Source organism: Pseudorhodoferax sp. Leaf274 (assembly GCF_001422445.1).
Classification (GTDB): Bacteria; Pseudomonadota; Gammaproteobacteria; order Burkholderiales; family Burkholderiaceae_C; genus Pseudorhodoferax.
In genome coordinates this window covers 32438-53722 of the sequence record NZ_LMNA01000027.1, presented here as the reverse complement: position 1 = coordinate 53722, position 21285 = coordinate 32438, and the positions used below count along the sequence as shown (strand labels likewise).

Annotated in this window: 24 protein-coding genes; 11 read left to right on the top strand and 13 right to left on the bottom strand. The window is 71.5% G+C overall.

Going from position 1 to position 21285, the window contains the following annotated elements; genetic code table 11:
• The first annotated feature begins 21 nt into the window (after nt 1–21).
• Complete coding sequence (locus ASF44_RS22600; protein ID WP_056901510.1) at nt 22–813, top strand: THxN family PEP-CTERM protein; 792 nt, start codon at nt 22–24, stop codon at nt 811–813.
• Here ASF44_RS22600 and ASF44_RS22595 read toward each other — a convergent pair whose 3' ends face one another.
• Entirely contained in the window at nt 814–1863 is a 1050-nt protein-coding gene (locus ASF44_RS22595; RefSeq protein ID WP_056901509.1) for a patatin-like phospholipase family protein, read from the bottom strand.
• Nucleotides 1864–1888: 25 nt separating this feature from the next.
• Nucleotides 1889–2905 carry a helix-turn-helix domain-containing protein gene (locus ASF44_RS22590; protein ID WP_056901508.1) on the bottom strand — a complete coding sequence of 339 codons (1017 nt, stop codon included), beginning with the start codon at nt 2903–2905 and terminating at the stop codon, nt 1889–1891.
• Between the two features lie 260 nt (nt 2906–3165).
• Between ASF44_RS22590 and ASF44_RS33170 the strand changes: the two genes are divergently transcribed.
• Entirely contained in the window at nt 3166–4869 is a 1704-nt protein-coding gene (locus ASF44_RS33170) for a methyl-accepting chemotaxis protein (RefSeq protein WP_056901507.1), read from the top strand.
• A gap of 111 nt (nt 4870–4980) precedes the next feature.
• Here ASF44_RS33170 and ASF44_RS22580 read toward each other — a convergent pair whose 3' ends face one another.
• From ASF44_RS22580 to ASF44_RS22555, 6 genes are all read right to left on the bottom strand, one after another.
• A complete protein-coding gene (locus ASF44_RS22580; RefSeq protein ID WP_056901506.1) occupies nt 4981–5298 on the bottom strand; it encodes a hypothetical protein in 318 nt (105 codons plus the stop codon).
• A gap of 6 nt (nt 5299–5304) precedes the next feature.
• A complete protein-coding gene (locus ASF44_RS22575; protein ID WP_056901505.1) occupies nt 5305–5667 on the bottom strand; it encodes a TfoX/Sxy family protein in 363 nt (120 codons plus the stop codon).
• Between the two features lie 37 nt (nt 5668–5704).
• On the bottom strand, nt 5705–6277 hold the full coding sequence (locus ASF44_RS22570; RefSeq protein WP_056901759.1) for a spore coat U domain-containing protein: 573 nt from the start codon (nt 6275–6277) through the stop codon (nt 5705–5707).
• 121 nt (nt 6278–6398) lie between these two features.
• Nucleotides 6399–6788 (bottom strand): response regulator, encoded by a 390-nt coding sequence (locus ASF44_RS22565; protein ID WP_056901504.1) that lies wholly within the window; start codon nt 6786–6788, stop codon nt 6399–6401.
• Nucleotides 6785–7288, bottom strand: a complete 504-nt coding sequence (locus tag ASF44_RS22560) for a GAF domain-containing protein (RefSeq protein ID WP_056901503.1) — start codon at nt 7286–7288, stop codon at nt 6785–6787. Before ASF44_RS22560 ends, ASF44_RS22565 begins: the two co-directional genes overlap by 4 nt.
• Nucleotides 7289–7346: 58 nt before the next feature.
• Nucleotides 7347–7628, bottom strand: a complete 282-nt coding sequence (locus ASF44_RS22555) for a VF530 family DNA-binding protein (protein WP_056901758.1) — start codon at nt 7626–7628, stop codon at nt 7347–7349.
• A gap of 93 nt (nt 7629–7721) precedes the next feature.
• Here ASF44_RS22555 and ASF44_RS22550 point away from each other — a divergent pair, with 93 nt between their 5' ends.
• Nucleotides 7722–8693, top strand: coding sequence for a sterol desaturase family protein (locus tag ASF44_RS22550; protein WP_056901502.1), 972 nt, complete (start codon nt 7722–7724; stop codon nt 8691–8693).
• Here ASF44_RS22550 and ASF44_RS22545 read toward each other — a convergent pair.
• The 3 genes from ASF44_RS22545 to ASF44_RS22535 form a co-directional block, all read right to left on the bottom strand.
• Nucleotides 8653–9768 carry an NADH:flavin oxidoreductase/NADH oxidase gene (locus tag ASF44_RS22545; protein ID WP_056901501.1) on the bottom strand — a complete coding sequence of 372 codons (1116 nt, stop codon included), beginning with the start codon at nt 9766–9768 and terminating at the stop codon, nt 8653–8655. The two genes, ASF44_RS22550 and ASF44_RS22545, sit on opposite strands and share 41 nt — an antisense overlap.
• A gap of 80 nt (nt 9769–9848) precedes the next feature.
• Nucleotides 9849–11444 (bottom strand): rhodanese-like domain-containing protein, encoded by a 1596-nt coding sequence (locus ASF44_RS22540; RefSeq protein ID WP_056901500.1) that lies wholly within the window; start codon nt 11442–11444, stop codon nt 9849–9851.
• 81 nt (nt 11445–11525) lie between these two features.
• A complete protein-coding gene (locus ASF44_RS22535; protein ID WP_056901499.1) occupies nt 11526–11840 on the bottom strand; it encodes a cupin domain-containing protein in 315 nt (104 codons plus the stop codon).
• 235 nt (nt 11841–12075) lie between these two features.
• On the opposite strand from ASF44_RS22535, the gene ASF44_RS22530 reads away from it, so the two are divergent.
• From ASF44_RS22530 to ASF44_RS22505, 6 genes are all read left to right on the top strand, one after another.
• Complete coding sequence (locus tag ASF44_RS22530) at nt 12076–12972, top strand: TauD/TfdA family dioxygenase (protein WP_056901498.1); 897 nt, start codon at nt 12076–12078, stop codon at nt 12970–12972.
• 73 nt (nt 12973–13045) lie between these two features.
• Nucleotides 13046–14056: an ABC transporter substrate-binding protein gene (locus tag ASF44_RS22525; RefSeq protein WP_056901757.1), complete on the top strand. Its 1011-nt coding sequence runs from the start codon at nt 13046–13048 to the stop codon at nt 14054–14056.
• A complete protein-coding gene (locus ASF44_RS22520) occupies nt 14056–14907 on the top strand; it encodes an ABC transporter ATP-binding protein (RefSeq protein ID WP_082524979.1) in 852 nt (283 codons plus the stop codon). Before ASF44_RS22525 ends, ASF44_RS22520 begins: the two co-directional genes overlap by 1 nt.
• Complete coding sequence (locus ASF44_RS22515; RefSeq protein WP_056901497.1) at nt 14904–15773, top strand: ABC transporter permease; 870 nt, start codon at nt 14904–14906, stop codon at nt 15771–15773. The genes ASF44_RS22520 and ASF44_RS22515 overlap by 4 nt, the downstream gene beginning before the upstream one ends.
• 67 nt (nt 15774–15840) lie before the next feature.
• Nucleotides 15841–17355 (top strand): aldehyde dehydrogenase family protein, encoded by a 1515-nt coding sequence (locus ASF44_RS22510; protein WP_056901496.1) that lies wholly within the window; start codon nt 15841–15843, stop codon nt 17353–17355.
• Between the two features lie 49 nt (nt 17356–17404).
• On the top strand, nt 17405–17971 hold the full coding sequence (locus ASF44_RS22505) for a peroxiredoxin (RefSeq protein ID WP_056901495.1): 567 nt from the start codon (nt 17405–17407) through the stop codon (nt 17969–17971).
• Here ASF44_RS22505 and ASF44_RS22500 read toward each other — a convergent pair.
• Nucleotides 17934–18551 (bottom strand): alpha/beta hydrolase, encoded by a 618-nt coding sequence (locus tag ASF44_RS22500; RefSeq protein WP_082524978.1) that lies wholly within the window; start codon nt 18549–18551, stop codon nt 17934–17936. The two genes, ASF44_RS22505 and ASF44_RS22500, sit on opposite strands and share 38 nt — an antisense overlap.
• A 95-nt stretch (nt 18552–18646) precedes the next feature.
• Nucleotides 18647–19603, bottom strand: a complete 957-nt coding sequence (locus tag ASF44_RS22495; RefSeq protein WP_056901755.1) for a LysR family transcriptional regulator — start codon at nt 19601–19603, stop codon at nt 18647–18649.
• A gap of 101 nt (nt 19604–19704) precedes the next feature.
• On the opposite strand from ASF44_RS22495, the gene ASF44_RS22490 reads away from it, so the two are divergent.
• Nucleotides 19705–20595: an MBL fold metallo-hydrolase gene (locus ASF44_RS22490; protein ID WP_056901494.1), complete on the top strand. Its 891-nt coding sequence runs from the start codon at nt 19705–19707 to the stop codon at nt 20593–20595.
• Between the two features lie 64 nt (nt 20596–20659).
• Nucleotides 20660–21277 carry an NAD(P)-dependent oxidoreductase gene (locus tag ASF44_RS22485; RefSeq protein WP_056901493.1) on the top strand — a complete coding sequence of 206 codons (618 nt, stop codon included), beginning with the start codon at nt 20660–20662 and terminating at the stop codon, nt 21275–21277.
• Nucleotides 21278–21285: the final 8 nt, after the last annotated feature.

The window sequence follows — 21285 nt, the reverse complement described above, 5'->3', positions numbered from 1 at the left end:
CTCACATTCACCCGCTGCGCCATGGCAGCAGCGCTGGTTCTGGCCACGGGCACGGCCGCGGCGGCGCCTGTCACGACCTGGACGTACTCGATCACCAGCGCGTTCGACACCAGTTCGAGCGCCACCACCTTCGTGAATTCGAACAGCATCCCGGGCCAGGGCGTCAATCCCCTGACCTCGTACTGGACCGACAGCACGCTGCTGCAGTGGGGCACGGTCAACGGCAGCATCGCCGCCGGCAGCCGCAGCGGCCTGGGCATCAGCAATTCACCGGCTTCCGGCACGGTGGACACCAATGGCGGCTATGTGGCGGCCAACAGCTACACCCACTACAACGGCTCCTCATTGCTCAACAACAGCTACACGCTGAGCACGACCAAGATCGATTCGGTCCTGAGCCTTTATGCCGGGGGGCTCGAGAAGATTTTCGACGTGGCCTACAGCGTGTATTTTGTGGAAACGCCCAACAACGAGGCGACCTGCCCCGTCAAGGGCGAGGCGAAAACCTGCAGCGACATCTTCGTGCTGGTCGGTTCGTTCTCCGATGCGTTCTACTACGAGGGCTATGAATATTCTTTCGAATTCATTTCCAACCCCTCGTTCACCCAATTGACCGATGCCCAGTGCATCGCCGCGGGCTACGACGCCGGCTGCTATGGCTTCGCGACGCCGGAGGGCACGAGCTACACCGTGGACTTCGCGTTCCGCCTGGTCGCCACTGAAGTGCCTGAACCTGCCTCCGTGGCGCTGCTGGGCATCGGCCTGCTGGGCCTGGCGGGTGTGCGCCGCCGCAAGGGCGCGGCGCAGAGCTGATCAGTCCTGGCCGCTGGCCATCGCCCGCAAGTCGGCACCGCTGCGCTGGCCCACCGCTTGCGCGGGCCCGTCCAGCCAGGCCTGCGCGGCCGCGCGCCCTGCGTCGCGCAGGCGCTCGAGAAAAGGCAGGTGCGCGATCAGGCGCGTCTCGCCGCGCAGCGCGGCCAGCACCGGGCCGCCGTCCACCAGGTGCCAACGCGCACGGGCGATGCGCGATGCCACGCCGCCGCCGGGCCACCAGCGTGCGCCGGCGTCGGCCTGCAGCGTGGCCAGCAGGTCCAGTTCGCGCAGGAAAGGCGCCTGGAACGCGATGTCCATCGCGCGCTCGGCGATCTCGGCACGCTGGCGCGGCGTGCGCGCATGCTGGCGCGGCGCCAGCAGCACCAGCAGCGTGTCGGCGGCGCAGCGCGCGTCGGCCAGCAGCGGCAGGAGGGCCGGGTTGGCGCTGTAGCCGCCGTCCCAGTAGGGCTCGCCGGCGATCTCCACGGTGTGGTGCAGCGTGGGCAGGCAGGCCGAGGCCAGCACCGCGTCGAGGTCCAGCGCCGCGTTGTCGAACACGCGGAGCCGGCCGCTGTTGGCGTGCGTGGCGGCAATGGCCAGCCGGGGCGCGGCGGCGCGGCGCAGTGCGGCGAAGTCCACCTGCTCGGCCAGCAGCTCGCGCAGCGGATCGCGGCCCAGCGGGTTCAGCTCGTGCGGCGCGAACAGCTGCGACCACCGCAGCATGAGCCGCGCGAGCGGGTTGAAGGCCAGCGCGTCGTCCTGGCCCACGGTCAGCCATTCGAAGGGCACGCGGGTGCCGATGGCGCTCCAGAAGCCGGCCAGCGCCGCACGCGCGGCCGGGGGGCCGCCCTGCAGCAGCCCGTGTGCCAGCAGCACGCCGTTGATGGCGCCGGCACTGGTGCCGCTGATGCCGGCGATGGCGAAGCGGTCGGCCTGCAGCAGCGCGTCCAGCACGCCCCAGGTGAAGGCGCCGTGCGCGCCGCCGCCCTGCAGGGCTAGGTTCAGGGCCGGGCGGTGCGGGGTGAGGAAGGGCAGGGTGGGCCAGCGCATGCGCACAGCATGCCATGGGCCGGTGTCACGCCCGTCCGCGGAACAGGCCGGCGCGCAACCGCGTCGCCGAGGGCGATTCGCCGTAGCGGCGCCGGTAGAAGGCAGAGAAGGTGCTCGACGTGGGGAAGCCGCAGTCCAGCGCCATCTGCGCGATGCTGCCCGGCGCGCCCGCAAGCAGCCGGTGGCGCACGTGTTCCAGGCGCTGGTCGCGGAACCACTGCATCGGGGATTGTCCGAAGCGGCTCTGGAACGCGTACTGCAGGCCACGCACCGACATGCCACTCAGCTCGGACAGGTCGCTGACCGTGAAGCGGCCGGACAGGTCGGCCAGCATGGCATCGCACACCCGGTCGATCGCGCGGCGCCGCTGTGCGCCGTCCGGCAGCCGCTGCTGCTGCAGTTCCTGCTGCCAGTCGGGCCGGAACAGCAGCACCAGTTGCCGGCACACGAAGTCCTGCAGTCCCAGGCGGTGCAGCAGCCGGGGGTTCCTGGCATAGAGGTCGATGCTCGCCCCGATGTGGCGCGCCAAGGCCAGGGACGAGGCGTTGGTCGCTGCATCCAGGATGCGCGGGTCGTCGCAGCCCAGCTGCACGGGGTGTCCGCGCTCGATGCCGCGCACTGCGCGCGCCGCCGTGTCGAGCGCGCGCCGGTCGACCTGCAGCATCAGCACGTTCTGCTCGCGCGAATCCGCCTGTTGCGGGCCCGAGCCCGCGGGCACGAAGAGGCAACCGGAGCCCTGGCCCCAGTCCATCTGCTGGCGGTCGATCCGCAGCCTGGAGTGGCCATGCACCGGGAACGCGATCGACGTCTGGCTGTTGTCGGACACCTGCACCCGCAGGGCATTGATGCTGGCCGCGAGCATGGACATGCCGGGCAACTGCACGATGGCCAGCCTGCCCTTGAACCGGTCGGGGTGGGCGGGGCCGTCCAGGCCCTGCAGATGCGGCCACAGGGGGTGCACCGCGTCGCTGAAGGCCTGGGTGTGCTCGAAATGCCTGCAAGCGTTGTTGCCGAACAGCAGCGGGGTAGAGGAGGACGGCAAGGCTTTGTCGTGGAAGGTGGTATCCAGGCCAGTGCTGGTGGTTGCGGGATGGCGCGGCCGGGCGCGCGGACGCACAAGTCTAATCAACGTCGGCGACGAATCTTTGCACCCATGTTTCCAACTGCTCGCATCGTGGATAGTTTTGCGTTAAACGCTCATCAATTTTGCGTAATACGTGTAGACGGCGTGCGAGAAGCCTGTCGATACTTTTGTGTTATCCGCACCGGTTCAGTGCGGGACACCATCACAGGAATACCAGCGTGCAGTGGTTCAACAAGCTCGGCGTCGCCCACAAGCTCATCGGCGGCTTTCTCATCGTGGCGGCCATCGGCGCCTTGATCGGATTCAACGGAATCCAGAAGTCGGCGCAGATCAGCGATCTGGCCTCGCTCATGTACGACCAGGAGATCGCCGGCATGCAGCATGCCGGCGAGGCCAACATCCTGCTGATCATGGCCGGCCGCTCGATGCGTTCGGCCATCCTGTCTCCCACCCAGCAGGACCGGCAGATGCACCTGCGGAGCGTGGAGCAGCAGCTCAGCGAGGCGACGGCCGAACTGGGCGAGGCCACGGGATTCTTCGCGACCGAGGCCGGCCGCCAGCTCGCGCGGGAGGCCGGCGCTGCGCTGCAGGCCTATGCGGCCGGCCTGCGCACGGTGGCTGCGGCCCTGGCCGCGGAAGACCCGGCCGAGGCCCGCGCTTCGGGTGCGAGGATGTTCGAGATGCGTGCGCTGGGCGACAGGGCCGACGAGCTGCTGGGGCAGCTGGCGGACCGCAAGCGCGACGATGCGCGCGCGCTGAACGATGAAACCGACCGGATCTACGCGCAGATCCGCACGCTGCTGATCAGCCTGACGGTGGGCGGGGTGCTGGTGGGCGTGGCCATCGGCGGTCTGCTGACGCGCAGCCTCACGCGCTCGCTGGGCGGCGAGCCGGCCGACGTGGCGCAGCTGGCCGGCGCCATCGCCGCCGGCGACCTGGCCACGCGCATCGACACGTCACGGGCCCAGCCCGGCAGCGTGGTGGCCGCCATGGCGGCCATGCAGCATTCGCTGCGTGAGGTCGTGGGTTCCGTGCGCCAGGCCAGCGACAGCATCGCCACGGGCGCCGGTGAGATCGCCACCGGCAATGCCGACCTGTCGCAGCGGACCGAGGAGCAGGCCAGCAACCTGGAGGAGACGGCCGCCTCGATGGAGGAGCTGACCAGCACCGTGCACAGCAGCGCGGATGCGTCGCGCCAGGCCGCGGAGCTGGCCCGCCAGGCCAGCGCCGCCGCCCGCAGCGGGGGCGAGGTCTTCGGCCAGGTGGTGTCCACCATGGGCGAGATCAACACCTCGTCGCGCCGCATCTCCGACATCATCGGCGTCATCGACGGCATCGCGTTCCAGACCAACATCCTGGCGCTCAATGCCGCCGTCGAGGCCGCGCGCGCGGGCGAGCAGGGCCGTGGCTTCGCTGTCGTGGCCGGCGAGGTGCGCAACCTGGCGCAGAAGAGCGCCTCCGCCGCCAAGGAGATCAAGGACCTGATCCAGGACAGCGTCGGCAAGGTGGGCGACGGCAGCCGGCTGGTGGACGACGCCGGCCAGGCCATGGAGAGCATCGTCGCGCAGGTGCAGCGCGTCGCCGACCTGATCGCCGAGATCACGGCGGCCACGCAGGAGCAGACCGCCGGCATCGGCCAGATCAGCGAGGCCGTGACCCAGCTGGACACCGTCACCCAGCAGAACGCGGCGCTCGTGGAACAGTCGGCCGCTGCCGCGGACAGCCTGAACCACCAGGCCCGGCACCTGGTGCAGGCCGTGGCCGTGTTCAAGCTCGGCGACGGCCAGCCGCTGCTGGCCGCCGCGCCGGCGGCGCAGACCCCGGTGCGGCGCAGTGCGCCGGCCGTGCCGCGCGGCACGGCGCTGCAGGCGGCCGGTGGTGCGCCGCGGGCCGCTTCGGCACAGGAATGGGCGCAGTTCTGAAGCAGGGCGCCGGCACGGGCCGCCCGGCCGGCCGCCGGTGCATCGGCACCTGCCGAAGCGGATCTGCGTCGACCTGACGGACTTCGCCGGGGCGGTGCCGAGGCGCGCTGGCTACGTTGCCGCGCCGCCGCGGTACTGGCCGGGCCGCGCGGCGCCGTCGATGATCCGCCGCCACGACTTGCCTTGCGCGTGCAGCTGGTCGGCCGACGGCCCCAGGGGATTGCCGTAGCGCGCTTCGGTCCAGGCCTGCAGCCGCGCCAGGTCGTCCACCGGAGTGAACGCGCGAAAGCGCTGCTTGAGCGCGTTGCGCTGCGCGACGATCCAGCGCGCCGCGGCCTCCTCGGCGCTGCCGGCCGCCAGCATGCGCGCGGCCGCCAGCCCGAGCGCGGCGACCTCCGCCTCGTACTGCGCGCGCAGCCCGCATGCCATGGCCGGTCAGCGGCGCGGGGCGCGCGGGTTCGGCGGCTTGCGCGGGGGAGCGGCGGCGCGCAGCGCGGCATCCCAGGCCAGGCGCGCCCAGCGCGCGGCCTCGTCGCGGTCCTCGAACACCTCGGCCGGGGCCTCGTGGTAGTTCATGCGGGCCAGCTCGCCCTGGCGCGCGTACTCGAAGGCCGGCAGGCCGCGGGCTTCGAAGGCGGCCCGGTTCTGCGCGTCGGTCTTGAGGTACAGCCGCTCGCGCGCCACCAGCGCGAACATGCGGCCCTCGTGGAACACGCCATGCCCGCCGAACATGCGGCGCACGGCAATGCGGCCGAAGCGCTCGAACACCTCGTGCAGGTTGTCGCTGAATTCGCTCATGGCAGCTTGCAGTGCAGGCCGGCTGGCGGCAGCGCGCTCACCAGCCCAGGGTGACCTGCAGCGTGTCGGCGTAGGTGCCCGAGGCGATGGCGCCGGCCTGCGTCTTGTTGACGCGGCCGAAGACGGGCAGCGTGAAAGCACCGCCGTTGGCCGCCAGCGAGACGCCGACGACGCCGCCGCTGGTGGGGTAGGCGCTGGTCATCGCCGCATCGCTGTAGACCTCGTAGGGCAGGTAGCTCCCGGTGCCCAGCCGCATGGCGCGCGTGCCGGCGCCCACGCTGGCGCCCTGGCCCGGGTTGTTGCCCGCGTTGACGCTGACCGACATGGCGGAGACGTCGGGCGAGCAGACGATCTGGGTGCTGCCCGCACCGCCCGCGCCACCGTTGGCCGTGGCCAGCAGCACGCCGGTGAAGGTGGACGGCTGCACGCCAAAATCCAGCGTGCCGAAATTGGCGCTGGACGCGCTGCCCGATGCGGCGCCCGACACGGCGCAGCCGCCCGTCAGCGTCATCTGGGCCATCAGCTGGCCGCCCACGCCACCGGCCTGCGAAGCGCTGGCACAAGCCAGCAGCAGCGTGGCGACGAAAAAAGAGAATTTTGGAGTGTTCATCATGCCGTTGGAACTGTATTGTTCGGCTAGTGAGCGATTCTCTGACGGCAATTGTGTCGTGAATAGCGCATGTTGTCACATTTCAGTCTGTTCTTGTTACAAGTTGACCCGGGCACTTGCGTCAATGCTTGGCCATCAGGGCGACGGAAGACAGCAGTTCGCCGACCTTGAACGGCTTGTGCAGCGTGCGCAGCGGCTTGAGGGCCTCCAGCTGCGCGGCAGGTCCGGGCGCGGCCGTGAAGGTCAACGCGACGACGGGCAGGTCCGGCCGGCAGACGAACTGCCCGGCGCGCAGGCGTTCCAGCAGCGTGAGGGCGTCCGAACCGTCGTCGATGTCCAGCACCATGCCTCCGAAGCGCCGCGATTCCAGCAGCGGCACGGCCCGCGCGACGCTGGCGACCTCGTGGAACTCGACCAGGCGCATCTCGCGCGCCACGGCCACCATGGTGCGGCGCATCACGAACTGGGGCTCGACCAACAGCACGGCCGGAAGGTTGGCCGCCGCCGTCACGCCCCGTCCTCCGGGGCCTGGCCGGTCAAGGCCTCGTTGACGAGCGTGCGCAGGGCCTCCAGCACCGCCAGCTCCACGGTGCCCAGCGCGCGGGGCTTGCTGTCCAGCACGCACAGGGTGCCCACGCGCTCGCCACCCGGGGCGCTGAGCGGCGCGCCGGCGTAAAAGCGCACATGGGGCGCGCCGGTCACGAGGGGGTTGTCGGCAAAGCGGGCGTCCAGCTGCGCATCCTCGACGACGAAGGTCTCTGGTTGCAGGATGGCGTGGGCGCAGAAGGCAATGTCGCGGCTGGTCTGCGGCAATTCGACGCCTACCCGCGACTTGAACCACTGGCGGTCGCCATCGACGAGGCTGACCAGCGCCATCGGCATGTCCAGCTGTTCGGCGGCGAAGCGCACCACGCGGTCGAATCGCTCCTCGGGCGGCGTGTCCAGCACCAGGAGGTCCTGCAGGGCGCGCAGGCGGGCGTCTTCATCGGGAGGCAGGGGAGCGGCTGGCATGGTGCAGCCAAGCCTAGCAGCGGTGGCGCGCAAGCCGTGTCGGACGCGGCCGACGATCTCAGCCCCTGGCGCCGCCTGCAGTGCGCCGCTGCTCGCGCAGCATGAACAGGTACAGGCCTTCGACCTTCTCGCGCGCCCAGGGCGTCTTGCGCAGGAATTTCAGGCTGGATGCGATGCTGGGCTCGCTCGTGAAGCAGCGCACCGGGATGCGCTCGCCCAGGCCGGGCCAGCCGAAATGGGCCACCAGGTCCGTCAGGATGCGTTCCAGCGTCAGGCCGTGCAGGGGGTTGCGCGGCTGGGCCGGCGGGGAAGGGGGAAGGTTGTCGCTCACGGCGGCGATGGTGCCACGGCCGGGGGGTGCTCCGGGCGCGATCCGGGGGCAAAATGCGCCGGCGCCGCCTGTGCCCTCTCCCTGCACGGTGCGCCCCATGCCATGAACACCATCGAGAAGATCCTGCTTTTCGGCGCCGCGCCGGCCGTGCTGCTGCTGTCTTTGCTGGAGGCCGCGGTGCTGGCGCGCCGCGGGGCCTACGACTGGCACGCCTACGGCATCTCGCTGTTCGACTTCGTGGGGCGCGTCGCCATCACGGTGTTCGTGCCGCTGACCATCGCGGCGCCGCTGGTGCACTGGGTCGAGCAGCACCGGCTGGCCACCATCCCGGTGGACTCGGTCGCCATGGCGCTGCTGCTGTTCGTGCTGCTGGAGTTCTTCTACTACTGGCTGCACCGCGCCGGCCACCGCGTGCGCTGGTTCTGGTGCAACCATGCCGTGCACCACACGCCGAACCAGCTGAACCTGGGGGCGTCCCTGCGCATCGGCATGTTCGGCAAGCTGACCGGCAACGTGGTGTTCCTGTTGCCGATGGTCTGGCTGGGCTTCGACCTGCGGCTGGTGCTGGCCGCGCTGACGCTGAACCTGCTCTACCAGTTCTGGCTGCACGCCACCTGGATCCCCAGGCTGGGCTGGCTCGAATACGTGCTCAACACGCCCTCGGCCCACCGCGTGCACCACGCGGCCAACCTCGACTACCTGGACGCGAACTACGGCGGCGTGCTGATCGTGTTCGACCGCCTGTTCGGCACCTACACCGCCGAACGCGACGACCTGCCTTGCCGCTACGGCCTGGTGCACCCCATCACCAGCCGCAACCCGTTGTATGTGGAGCTGGCGCAGTGGTTCGCGCTGGCGCGCGACCTCGCCCGGGTGCGCAGCCTGCGCGCACTGCTGGGGCATGTGTGCATGCCGCCCGGCTGGTCGCCGACCGGCGCGCACGAGACCACCGAGGCGCTGCGTGCGCGCGGCGGGGGCGCTGCGGCCGCGCCCGGCAACGCCTATCCTCCCAGCGCCGCCCCCGGTGCGCCGCTCAGCGCGCCCCGAACCCAGCGCCTGCGAACAGGTCCTTGAATTCGCGCGGCTGCGAGCGCCAGTACTGGCGCGGCGCCACCACCTGCGCGCCCAGCTTCGCCGCGGCGTGCCAGGGCCAGTGCGGGTCGTACAGCACGGTGCGCGCCAGGGCCACGGCATCGGCCCGGCCTTCGGCGACGATGGCCTCGGCCTGCGCAGGCTCGGTGATGAGGCCCACCGCGATGGTCGGCAGGCCGACCTCGGCCTTCACCTGCTGCGCGAACGGCACCTGGTACAGCGGGCCCAGCGCGATGGCCTGCTGCGGCGAGACACCGCCCGACGAGACGTGGATGGCCGCGCAGCCGCGCGCCTTGAGTTCCTGCCCCAGTGCTATCGTGCTTTCCACATCCCAGCCGCCCGGCACCCAGTCGGTGGCCGACACGCGCACCCAGACCGGCTTGCCGGCCGGGAAGGCCTCGCGCACGGCGTCGAACACCTCCAGCGGAAAACGCATGCGGTTGACCAGGCTGCCGCCGTAGGCGTCGCTGCGCTGGTTGGACAGCGGCGACAGGAATTGGTGCAGCAGATAGCCGTGCGCGGCGTGGACCTCGATGCCGTCCAGGCCCAGCCGCGCCGCGCGGCGGGCCGCCAGGGCGAAGGCCTCGCGCACGCGGCGCAGGCCGGCGGCGTCGAGCGCGACGGGCGCCTCCTCGCCCGGCGCATGCGGCAGGGCCGAGGCCGAGACACCGGTCCAGCCGCCCGGCTCGGACGTGCGCACCTGCGTGCCGCCGTCCCAGGGTGCGCGGCTGGATGCCTTGCGGCCCGCATGGCCGAGCTGGATGGCCACCGGCATGGGCGAATGCCTGCGCAGCGTGCCCAGCACCTGCGCCAGGCCGGCCTCGTTGGCGTCCGAGTACAGGCCCAGGTCGTTCGCGCTGATGCGGCCCTGGGCTTCCACGGCCGTGGCCTCCAGGATCAGCAGCCCCGCGCCCGACAGCGCCAGCTGGCCCAGGTGCACCAGGTGCCAGTCGCCCGGCGTGCCCTCGTGCGCGGAGTACTGGCACATGGGCGCGATGACGATGCGGTTGGCCAGGCGCAGCGGGCCGATCTGCAGGGGCTGGAACAGGTGGCTCATGGCGGATGCGGTGTTGGAAGTGGCAGTGGCGCCGCACCATACCCAATAACGGGCCGGCCTGCCGGCGCCGGCCCGGCTTCTCAGACGACCTGGAACAGGTGCGTGCCGTCGCGGCCCAGCTGTGCAACCAGGCCGAACTCCCAGTCCAGGTAGGCCTGCATCGCGGCGCGGGGCGCGTCCGTGCCCTCGTAGGGGCGGCGGTAGCGGTCGGTGCGCGGCGTGGCCAGGCGGGTTTCGCCAGCCTGTGTCGGCAGGCCGGCGGCGGCCCAGGCCGCGGTGCCGCCCGCGAGCACGCGCACGCGCGCCGCCTGCTGGCCGCGCGCGTCGAGCAGGGCCCGCAGTTCAGGCGCTGCGTAGGAGGCCTGCGCGCCGTCGGCGCTGGCCAGCACGTACTGGGCGGCGGCCGGCACGTGGTCCAGCGCCTGGCGCAGCTGCGCACGGATGGCGAACCAGGCGCCGGGGATGTGCGCGCGCACGAAGGCCTGGCCCGGGCCCAGGTCGATCACCACGCTGGTGGCCAAGGCGTCTGCCAGTTGCGCCGGTGCGATGCCATCGATGGCAGGCGAGGGCGGCAACGCCGGCGTGGCCGCGCCCCGTTCGACGAAGCCGCCGGCGGCCTCGAGCACGTAGACCTCCCAGCCCATCTGCGCGAGCCAAGAAGCGGTCATGCTGGCGCGCACGCCGTCGTCGTCGGCCAGCACGATGCGTGCGCCGCGCACCGGCACGCTGTGGTCGGTCTCCTGCACGAGCTGTCCGCCCGGCGCACTGGCAAAGCCGGGCAGGTGGCCGGCGGCATATTCCTCGGGCGTGCGCACGTCGAATGCGTAGAGCGTGCGGCCGGGCTCGGCGCGCAGCTGCGCCAGCGCCGCCGGCCCGACCGTGCGCGCACCCGCGCGCCGGGCGAGCGCGGCGGCGGCGCGGCGGGCCTCGGCCAGGCGCTCGGGCGCCACGGCCTGCGGCGCACGCCGTGCCGCGCCGTGGTCCAGTTGCTGGCCCGCCAGCAGCCAGCCGATGGTGCCGTTGCGCAGCGCCGCGACCGGGTTGGGCACGCCCGCGTTGACCAGCGATTGCGTGCCGATGATGCTGCGCGTGCGGCCCGCGCAGTTGACGACGATGCGCGTGGCCGGGTCGGGCGCGAGCTCACGCGCGCGCAGCACGAGTTCGGCGCCGGGCACGCTGGTGGCGCCGGGGATGCTCATGGTCTGGTACTCGTCGAAGCGGCGCGCGTCCACCACCACGGCGTCGGCACCGGAGGCGATCAGCGCCTGCACCTCTTCGGCCGCCAGCGAGGGCGTGTGGCGCTCGTGCTCGACGAGTTCGCCGAAGGCCTTGCTGGGCACGTTGACGTCGCGGAACACCTCGCCCCCCGCGGCGGTCCAGCCCTGCAGGCCGCCGGCCAGCGCCGCCACGCGCGTGTAGCCCAGCGCGGCCAGCACGGCCGCGCCGCGCGGCACCAGGTCTTCGCCATCGTGCGTGCCATACAGCACGAGCAGCGTGTCGCGCCGCGGGATGCGGCGCCAGGCCTCCAGCTCGATGCGCGACAGCGGCAGGTTGGCGGCCCACAGCGGATGCGACTGCGCGAAGGGGTCTTCCTCGCGCAGGTCGAGCAGGGCGATCTCTTCGCGCGCACGCAGCGCGCGCCGCACGTCGGCGGGTGTCAGTTCAGGCAGGGGCATGCGCCGAGCATAGGCGCGCGCCACAACGCTCATGCGGCCCGCGCATGAGCTTCTGCGAAAAACGCGCTTGCGCGCCCGGGCTCAGCCCGAACGCCGCGCCACCCAATAGGTCGCACCCTCGGCGCCGTAGCGCTCGCCGTGCGGCGTGCCGCGGGCCAGCGCGAAGCCGTGGCCCGGCCGCAGGTGGCGCGTGCCCTGGGCGTCGCTCAGCCACATCTCGCCCTGCACGACCAGGGCCTCGGCGTCGAAGGGATGCTGGTGCTCGTCCAGCACCTGGTGCGCTGCCCAGGTGCGTTCGATGGCCTCGTCGAACCCGGCGGCCAGGGCCGTCGCCCGGAAGTCGTCCAGCGTCTTCGCGGCCGCGAGGGAAGGCCGCACAGTGGTGGTGGGGTGCATGCGGGGGATGCTAGCGAGCGGCCCCGCGGCTGGCGAATCGGCTTTGCCTATCGCGGCGATGGCTTGCGCGTTCTGCGCATGTGCGCATGCGCAAAACACGCTTGTGCGATCGGAGGGGCTTGCACAGAAGTTTTTCGCATAAGCAAGCAAATAAACAATCGTTGGTCCGGGCGCAGGCGCGGCCTACAGTGCCGTGCATCGCTGCTGCATGCAGCCCCCTGTCGCCATTGCCCCCATGCCCGCCTTGCTCGATTCTCCCGCCGTGTCCAAAGCGCCTGCCCAGGCGTTCGAAGTCCGCCGCCTCGATGCGCCCTTCGGCGCCGAGGTATGGGGCCTGGACCTTGCGCAGCCGCTCAACGATGCGGACTTCGCGCGCCTGCACCGCGCCCACCTGGACCACCACGTGCTCGTGCTGCGCGACCAGCGCATCACGCCGGCCCAGCATGTGGACTTCAGCCGCCGCTTCGGCCCCCTGCAGATCCACGTGCAGAAGAAGTTCCAGCTCGAAGGCCAGCCCGAGGTGCTGATCGTCTCCAACATCAAGGTCGATGGCCAGCCCATCGGCCTGGGCGATGCCGGCCACTACTGGCACTCGGACCTGTCGTACAAGGAAAAGCCCAGCCTGGGTTCGCTGCTGCATGCGCAGGAGCTGCCGAACGAGGGCGGCGACACGCTGTTCGCCAACCAGCATGCTGCCTACGACGCGCTGCCCGAGCCGTTGAAGGCGCGCCTGGCGACCCTGAAGGCCGAGCACAGCTACCTGGCCAAGTACGAGGAGCTGCGCGCCCGCAGCCCCTGGCGGCCGGCGCTCACGCAGGCCCAGCTCGACGAGGTCAAGCCCGTGGTGCACCCGGTCGTGCGCACGCACCCGGAGACCGGCCGCAAGGCGCTGTTCGTCAGCGAGCACTTCACGACCCGGATCGTCGGCCTGCCCGAGAACGAAAGCCGCGCGCTGCTGGACCTGCTGTTCGCGGCAGCGACCCAGGCCGCATTCCAGCTACGCCACCGCTGGCTGCCGCACGACATCGTGTTCTGGGACAACCGCTCGGTGCTGCACCTGGCCGCCGGCACGCCCGACTCGGAACGCCGCAAGCTCTACCGCACCACGATCGAGGGCGACCAGCCCTTCTGATCCCCTGATCCCCGTTTTGCAGCCCACGCAGCGCCGTGGGCAGGCTTCGCTCACCCTGGAGATTCCGCACACCATGAACCGCATCACCCGTCGCCTCGCTGTCATCGCCTCGGGCGCCGCGCTGCTTGCCAGCAGCTTCGCCGCCCACGCCGAAGGCCGCATCCGCATCGCCGAGCAGTTCGGCATCGTCTACCTGCTGCTCAACGTGGCGCAGGAGCAAAAGCTCATCGAGAAGCACGGCAAGGCCGCCGGTGTGGACATCGACGTCGAGTTCGTCAAGCTGTCGGGCGGCGCTGCCGTCAACGATGCGCTGCTGTCGGGCAACATCGAGGTGGCCGGCGCCGGCGTGGGCCCGCTGCTGACCATCTGGGACCGCACCCGAGGCCGCCAGAACGTCAAGGGCGTGGCCTCGCTGGGCAACTTCCCGTACTACCTGGTCAGCAACAACCCGGCCGTCAAGACGATCGCCGACTTCACCGACAAGGACCGCATCGCCGTGCCGGCGGTGGGCGTGTCGGTGCAGTCGCGCGTGCTGCAGCTGGCATCCAGCAAGCTGTGGGGCGACAAGGAGTTCGCCAGGCTCGACAAGATCAGCGTGGCCGTGCCGCACCCCGACGCGGCCGCCGCCATCATCAAGGGCGGCACCGAGATCACGGGCCACTTCGGCAACCCGCCGTTCCAGGAGCAGGAACTGGCCGGCAACCCGCAGGCCCGCATCGTGCTGAAGTCCTACGACGTGCTGGGCGGCCCGTCGTCGGCCACGGTGCTGTACGCCACCGAGAAGTTCCGCAGCGAGAACCCCAAGACCTACAAGGCCTTCACCGACGCGCTGAACGAGGCCGCGCAGTTCATCGGCGCCAACCCCGAGAAGGCCGCCGACATCTACCTCAAGGTCTCGGGCGCCAAGACCGACCGCGCGCTGCTGCTCAAGATCATCAAGAACCCCGAGGTGCAGTTCACCACCGCGCCGCAGAACACCTACGCGCTGGCCGAGTTCATGCACCGCGTGGGCGCGATCAAGAACAAGCCGGCCTCGGCGCGCGACTACTTCTTCGACGACGCACACAGCGCGCAGGCGAACTGATGGCCGAGCTCGCGCTACGCCACGCCGTGTCTGCCACGCCGCTGCGCACGCCAGGTGCCGTTGCGCATCCGGAGCGTGTGGCGCCGCCGCAGCCGCTGCTGCAGGTCGACGGCGTGAGCCTGGAGTACCGCACGCCCGAACGCGTGGTGCGCGCCACGCACCGCGTGGGCTTCGACGTGCACGCGGCCGAGCGCTATGTGCTGCTGGGCCCCTCGGGCTGCGGCAAGTCCACGCTGCTCAAGGCCATCGCGGGCTTCATCCCGCCGGTGGAAGGCGAGATCCGGCTCGATGGCCGGCGCGTCACGGCGCCCGGCCCGGACCGCATCGTCGTGTTCCAGGAATTCGACCAGCTGCCACCCTGGAAGACCGTGCGCGAGAACGTGATGTTCCCGCTGCTGGCCTCGCGCACGCTGGGACGCAAGGAAGCGGGCGAGCGCGCGCTGCACTACCTCGACAAGGTGGGCCTGTCCAAGTTCGCCGACGTGCACCCGCACCAGCTCTCGGGCGGCATGAAGCAGCGCGTGGCCATCGCCCGCGCGCTGGCCATGCAGCCGCGCGTGCTGCTCATGGATGAGCCCTTCGCCGCGCTCGACGCGCTCACGCGCCGCAAGATGCAGGAAGAGCTGCTGGCGCTGTGGGACGAGGTGCGCTTCACGCTGCTGTTCGTCACGCACTCGATCGAAGAGGCGCTGGTGGTGGGCAGCCGCATCGCGCTGCTGTCCCCGCACCCGGGCCGCATGCGCGCCGAGATCAACAGCCACGCGTTCGACCTGCAGAGCACGGGCGGCGCGGAGTTCCAGGCCACGGCGCAGCGCATCCACCATCTGTTGTTCGAGGAGACTGCGCAATGAGCGCGCTGAACCCGCCGGTGCGGCCCGAGACCGAGTGGCCGCTCGTCCCCTACACCGAAGGCAGCGTCGAACGCGCGCTGCCGCTGGGCACGCGGCTGTGGCAGCAGGCCTGGCTGCGCAAGGGCCTGATCCTCGCCGTGCTGGCCATCCTGTGGGAACTGCTCGCGCGCTGGCAGGACAACGACCTGCTGCTGCCCACCTTCAGCGCCACGATGCGCGCGCTGGTCGAGGGCTTCGCCAGCGGCGAGCTGCTGGCGCGCGTGGGCATTTCGCTCACGGTGCTGCTGCAGGGCTACGTGGCCGGCGTGCTGCTGGCCTTCGCGCTGACGCTGCTGGCGGTGTCCACGCAGCTGGGACGCGACCTGCTGTCCACGCTGACCTCGATGTTCAACCCGCTGCCGGCCATCGCGCTGCTGCCGCTGGCGCTGCTGTGGTTCGGCCTGGGCCGGGGCAGCCTGGTGTTCGTGCTGATCCACTCGGTGCTGTGGCCGCTGGCGCTCAACACCTTCGCCGGCTTCCAGGGCGTGCCCGAGACGCTGCGCATGGCCGGGCGCAACTACGGCCTCAAGGGGCTGCGCTATGCGCTGCAGATCCTGGTGCCGGCGGCGCTGCCGGCGATCCTGTCGGGGCTGAAGATCGGCTGGGCGTTCGCATGGCGCACGCTGATCGCGGCCGAGCTCGTGTTCGGCGCCAGTTCGGGGCAGGGCGGGCTGGGCTGGTACATCTTCCAGAACCGCAACGAGCTCTATACCGACAAGGTGTTCGCGGGCCTGGTCACCGTGGTGCTGATCGGCCTGGCGGTCGAGACGCTGGGCTTCGCCACGCTGGAGCGGCTGACGGTGCGGCGCTGGGGCCAGCAGCGCTGAACGCATTGGAAGTGTCGGCCGGGGTGGGGTACAAGGGCGGGAACGCCCACCGCCCCCTTCCCGTGCCATGACCGATCTCCAAAAGCGCAGCCTTTCCCTCCTTGCCGGCCTGGGCGTGGACCGCGCGTCGCTGGCCGCCGGGCCGCTGGCGGTCCGCTCGCCCGTGGACGGCAGCCTGCTGGCCGAACTGGCCACGCACGGCCCGGCCCAGGTGGCCGACGCCATCGGCGCGGCGCGCGCCGCCAGCCTGGCCTGGCGCGATGTGCCCGCGCCCCGGCGCGGCGAACTCGTGCGCCTGCTGGGCGAGGAGCTGCGCGCCGCCAAGCCGCAGCTCGGCGAGCTGGTCTCCATCGAGGCCGGCAAGATCCTGACCGAAGGCCTGGGCGAGGTGCAGGAGATGGTCGACATCTGCGACTTCGCGGTCGGCCTGTCGCGCCAGCTCTATGGCCTGACCATCGCGTCGGAGCGGCCCGGCCACCGCATGATGGAGACCTGGCATCCGCTGGGCGTGGTGGGCGTCATCACGGCCTTCAACTTTCCGGTGGCGGTGTGGGCCTGGAACGCGGCGCTGGCGCTGGTCTGCGGCAATGCCGTGGTCTGGAAGCCTTCGGAGAAGACACCGCTCACGGCGCTGGCGTGCCAGGCCATCTTCGCGCGCGCGGCGCAGCGCTTCGGCCAGGCGCCGGCACGGCTGAACCAGGTCGTCGTGGGCCTGCGCGCGGCCGGCGAGGCCCTGGTCGGCGACGAGCGCGTGGCGCTGGTCTCGGCCACCGGCAGCACGCGCATGGGCCGCGAGGTGGGCCCGCGCGTCGCGCAGCGCTTCGGCCGTTCGCTGCTGGAGCTGGGCGGCAACAACGCCGTCATCGTCACGCCCAGTGCCGACCTGGACCTGGCGGTGCGCGGCATCGCCTTCGCGGCCGTGGGCACGGCCGGGCAGCGCTGCACGAGCACGCGCCGGCTGATCGTGCATGCCGACGTGAAGGATGCGCTGGTGGCGCGGCTCAAGACGGCTTTCGCCCAGCTGCCGGTCGGCAGCCCGCTCGAGGCCGGCACCCTGGTCGGCCCGCTCATCGACCGCCAGGCCTTCGAGGCCATGCAGGCCGCGCTGGCGGCCGCGCGGGCCGAAGGCGGCGCCGTGACGGGCGGCGAGCGCGTGCTGGAGGCGCAATTTCCGCAGGCCTTCTACGTGCGCCCGGCCATCGCCGAGATGCCCGCGCAGACCGCCACCGTGCGGCAGGAGACCTTCGCGCCCATCCTCTACGTGCTGGCCTACGACGACCTCGGCGAAGCCATCGCGCTGCAGAACGCGGTGCCGCAGGGCCTGTCGTCCGCCATCTTCAGCAACGACCTGCGCGAGGCCGAGCGCTTCCTCTCGGCCGGCGGTTCGGACTGCGGCATCGCCAACGTCAACATCGGCACCTCGGGCGCGGAGATCGGCGGTGCCTTCGGCGGCGAGAAGGAGACCGGCGGCGGCCGCGAGTCCGGCTCGGACGCCTGGCGCGCCTACATGCGGCGCGCCACCAACACCATCAACCACTCGCGCGAACTTCCGTTGGCACAAGGGGTGAAGTTCGAGGTCTGAGCATGGAGGCATCGCGGCGCTGGCACACTGGCCGCTTCACACAACGGAGATGCCCGTGAACCTGCTGCCGTCCCTGCGCCCATCCCTTCGCCGCGCGGCCGTGCTGGCGGCCTGCGCCCTGTGCCTGTCGGCCGCGCAGGCCGCGCTCAAGCCCGGCGATGCCGCCCCTGGCTTCACGACCGAGGCCGCGCTGGGCGGCAAGACCTTCCGCTTCCAGCTGAGCGAGGCGCTGGCCAAGGGCCCGGTCGTGCTGTATTTCTTCCCCAAGGCCTTCACGCAGGGCTGCACGGTCGAGGCCCATCTGTTCGCCGAGGCCAGCGAGCGCTTCGCCGCGCTGGGCGCCACCGTGGTGGGCGTGTCGGCCGACAACATCGACACGCTCAAGCGCTTCTCGGTCGAGGCCTGCCGCGACAAGTTCGCCGTGGCCGGCGCCAGCCCCAAGACCATCGAGGACTACGACGCGCGCTCGTCCTGGCGGGCCGACATGGCCGACCGCATCTCCTACGTGATCGGCAAGGACGGCAAGGTCGTCTTCACGCACCACGGGTCCGACCCCGAGGCGCACGTGGCCAACACGCTCAAGGCGGTCGAGCAGTTGGCCAAGCCGGCGCGCTGATCGGCGCGCGGCCCATGCCGGCGCGGCGCCCGTCTGGCTCTGGGCGCTCGGCGGCGCGCGGCGGGGCTGCCGCCAGGGCGCGCAGCAGCGCCAGGCCCTGCGGCCAGTCGCCGTGGCCCGATTCCACGTTGATGTGCCCCGCATCGGGCAGCCGCACCAGTTCGCTGCCCCAGGCGCGCGCGTACGCGCCGGCCAGGCGCACGGGGCAGTAGGGGTCGTTGGTGCTGGCCACCAGCGTGCTGCGGAACGGCAGCCGCGCGTGCGGCACGGGCGCGAAGTCCACCAGCACGGCGCGGCGCTCGGGGTCGGCCGGCGCCACCAGCAGCGCGCCATGCACGCGCGCCTGCGCCTCGGGCGGCAGGTGCGCCACGACGATGCAGCCCAGGCTGTGCGCCACCAGCAGCACGGGCTCGGGCCGGGCCAGGATGGCCTGCACGGTGGCGCCCATCCAGGCCGCGCGCCGCGGCTGGGCCCAGTCGTCCTGCAGTACGCGGGCGACGTCGGGCAATTGCGACTCCCACAGGCTTTGCCAGTGGCCGGGGCCGGAGTTGCGCCAGCCCGGGATGATCAATGTGCGCATGGAGCTTCCATGGTGTGGCCCGGGTGGTCCCGGAGATGGAGCGTCCCATTCTGGAAGCCGCGCGGCGCGTGGCCAACGAAGCTTTTCGAGCAAGCTTAGGCGCGCACGCGCCGGCTGCGCGCGGGGCTTGCGGGGGCCGCGCGGGCCGCGGGCCAGTGGCCTGGTTCGGCGAACCAGCCGACCAGGAAGTCCAGTAGTGCGCGCAGCAGCGGCGGCACGCGCCGCTGCGGCTGGTACAGCGCATGCACGCCCAGGGCCTGCGGCTCCCAGCCCGGCAGCAGCGCCTGCAGCCGCCCGGACGCCAGCAGGGGCGCTGCTGCATAGACCGGCTGTAGCGTGATGCCCACGCCCTGCGCCGCGGCCGCCAGCAGCACCTGGCTCTCGTTGGCACTGAGCGGGCCGCCCACCGGCACGCCGATGGCGCGGCCCTGGGCGTCGGCGAACTCCCAGACGCTGCGGCCGAAGTACGAGTACGTGAGGCAGCGGTGCGCGGCCAGGTCCTCGGGGCCCTGCGGCGTGCCGTGGCGGGCCAGGTAGTCGGGTGAAGCGCAGACCACCGACGCGCAGTCTCCCAGGCGGCGCGCGACCAGGCCGGGCTCCAGCTGGTTGCTGATGCGGATGGCCAGGTCCACGCGTTCCTCCACCAGGTTGACGGCGCGCGAATCCACGCGCAAGTCGATCGCCGCCAGCGGGTGGCGCTGCAGGAACACCGCCGCCGCGGGCGCCAGCACCTCCTGCGCAAGCGACTGCGCGCAGGCCAGGCGCAGCAGCCCGCGCACGGGGTCGGCCTGGCGCTCGTCCTCGGCCACGCGCGGCAGCTCGCGCGCCACCTCCAGCAGCTGGCGGCTGTGGGCCAGCGCCTGCTCGCCCGCGTTCGTGAGGCTGAGCCGGCGCGTGGTCCGGTGCAGCAGCCGCGTGCCGGCCCATTGCTCCATCTGCGCCAGGTAGCGCGTGACCATCGCGCGCGACATGTCCAGCGCCGTGGCGGCGGCCGCCATGCTGCCGCGCTCGGCGATCTGCACGAAGACTTCGGCGGCGGTCAGGCGGTCCATGATTTCATCGAACAGAGCAACAAAGAATTGCATGGTAGGCGGTTTTTCCATCGAATCGAGAAACATAAGATGGTGCATCCCTGTTGCACATTGGCCTGTCCATGACGATTTCCTTTTCCCGCCGCACGCTGCTTGCCGCCGCGTCCTCCCTCGCCATCGCCGGTGCCGCCATGGCGGCCGAGCCGCTGGCGCTGCAGGTCTACAACGCCGGTGCCGAGGCGGTGTTCCCGGTCAGCTCGGTGCTCGTCACCGGTGCGCGCGAGGCCGTGCTCATCGACGCGCAATTCCAGCGCAACGATGCCCAGGCGCTGGTGTCGCGCATCCGGGCCAGCGGCAAGCGGCTCACCACCATCTACGTGAGCCACAGCGACCCCGATTACTACTTCGGCCTGGACGTGCTGCGCGCGGCCTTCCCGCAGGCCCGCATCGTGGCCACGCCCGAGACCGTGGCGGCCATTGCCGCCAGCATGGAAGGCAAGCGCGCGCACTGGGGCCCGATCCTCAAGGGCAACGCGCCCGCGCAGCTGGTGCTGCCGCAGGTGCTGCGCGAACGCCAGCTGAGCGTGGACGGCCAGGCGCTGGAGATCCGCGGGCCGCAGCCGGCGCGCAGCTTCGTCTGGATCCCGTCGCTGCGCGCCGTGGTGGGCGGCATCCCGGTCGCGGCCAACATCCATGTGTGGATGGCCGACACGCAGACGCCGGCCTCGCGCCGCGAGTGGCTGCAGACGCTGGACGCGATCGCGGCCCTGCAGCCCGCCACCGTGGTGCCGGGGCACTACCTGCCCGGCGCGGGCGGACAGGCGCCCCAGGGCCTGGAGAGCGTGGCCTTCACGCGTGCCTATGTCGAGGCCTTCGAGCAGGAGGCCGCCGCTGCGCCAGACAGCGCGGCCCTGATCGCGGCCATGCGCAAGCGCTTTCCCACGCTGGGCGAGCTGTCGTCCCTCGAACTGAGTGCACGCGTGGCCAAGGGCGAGATGCGGTGGCCGCAATGAACGCCATGCGCCCAGTGGGCGCAGGCAGCGCCTGAACCATTCTTCTCATTCACAAGGAGCAACCATGACCCAAGTCGCCATCCTCGGCATCACCGGCAACGCCGGTTCCCGCATCGCCAACGAACTGCTGGCGCGTGGCCACAGCGTGACCGGCATCGCGCGCGATCCGTCCAAGGCCGTGCCCCGCCCCGGCCTCACCACCGTGGCGGCAGACGCCACGCAACTGGCCGCGCTGGTGCCGCTGATCCAGGGCCACGACGTGGTGGTCAGCAGCACGCGCTTTGCCGGCGGCATCGATGCCGCCACGCTGCTGGCCGCGGCCCGGCAGGCCGGCGTGCCGCGCGTGGTGGTGGTCGGCGGCGCCGGCAGCCTGGAAGTCGCTCCCGGCGTGGCGTTGATCGACACGCCGCAGTTCCCCGACGCCTACAAGGCCGAGGCCGGCGCAGGCCGCGTGTTCCTGCAGGCGCTGCGTGCGGAGCAGGGCATCGACTGGACCTTCGTCTCGCCCTCGGCCGTGTTCGCGCCCGGCGAGCGCACGGGCACGTTCCGCCTGGGCGGCGACGCGCTGCTCGTCGACGCGCAGGGCAACAGCCACATCTCGATGGAAGACTTCGCCATCGCGCTGGCCGACGAGATCGAGCGGCCGCGCCATGCGCGGCAGCGCTTCACGGTCGGCTACTGAAGCACCGG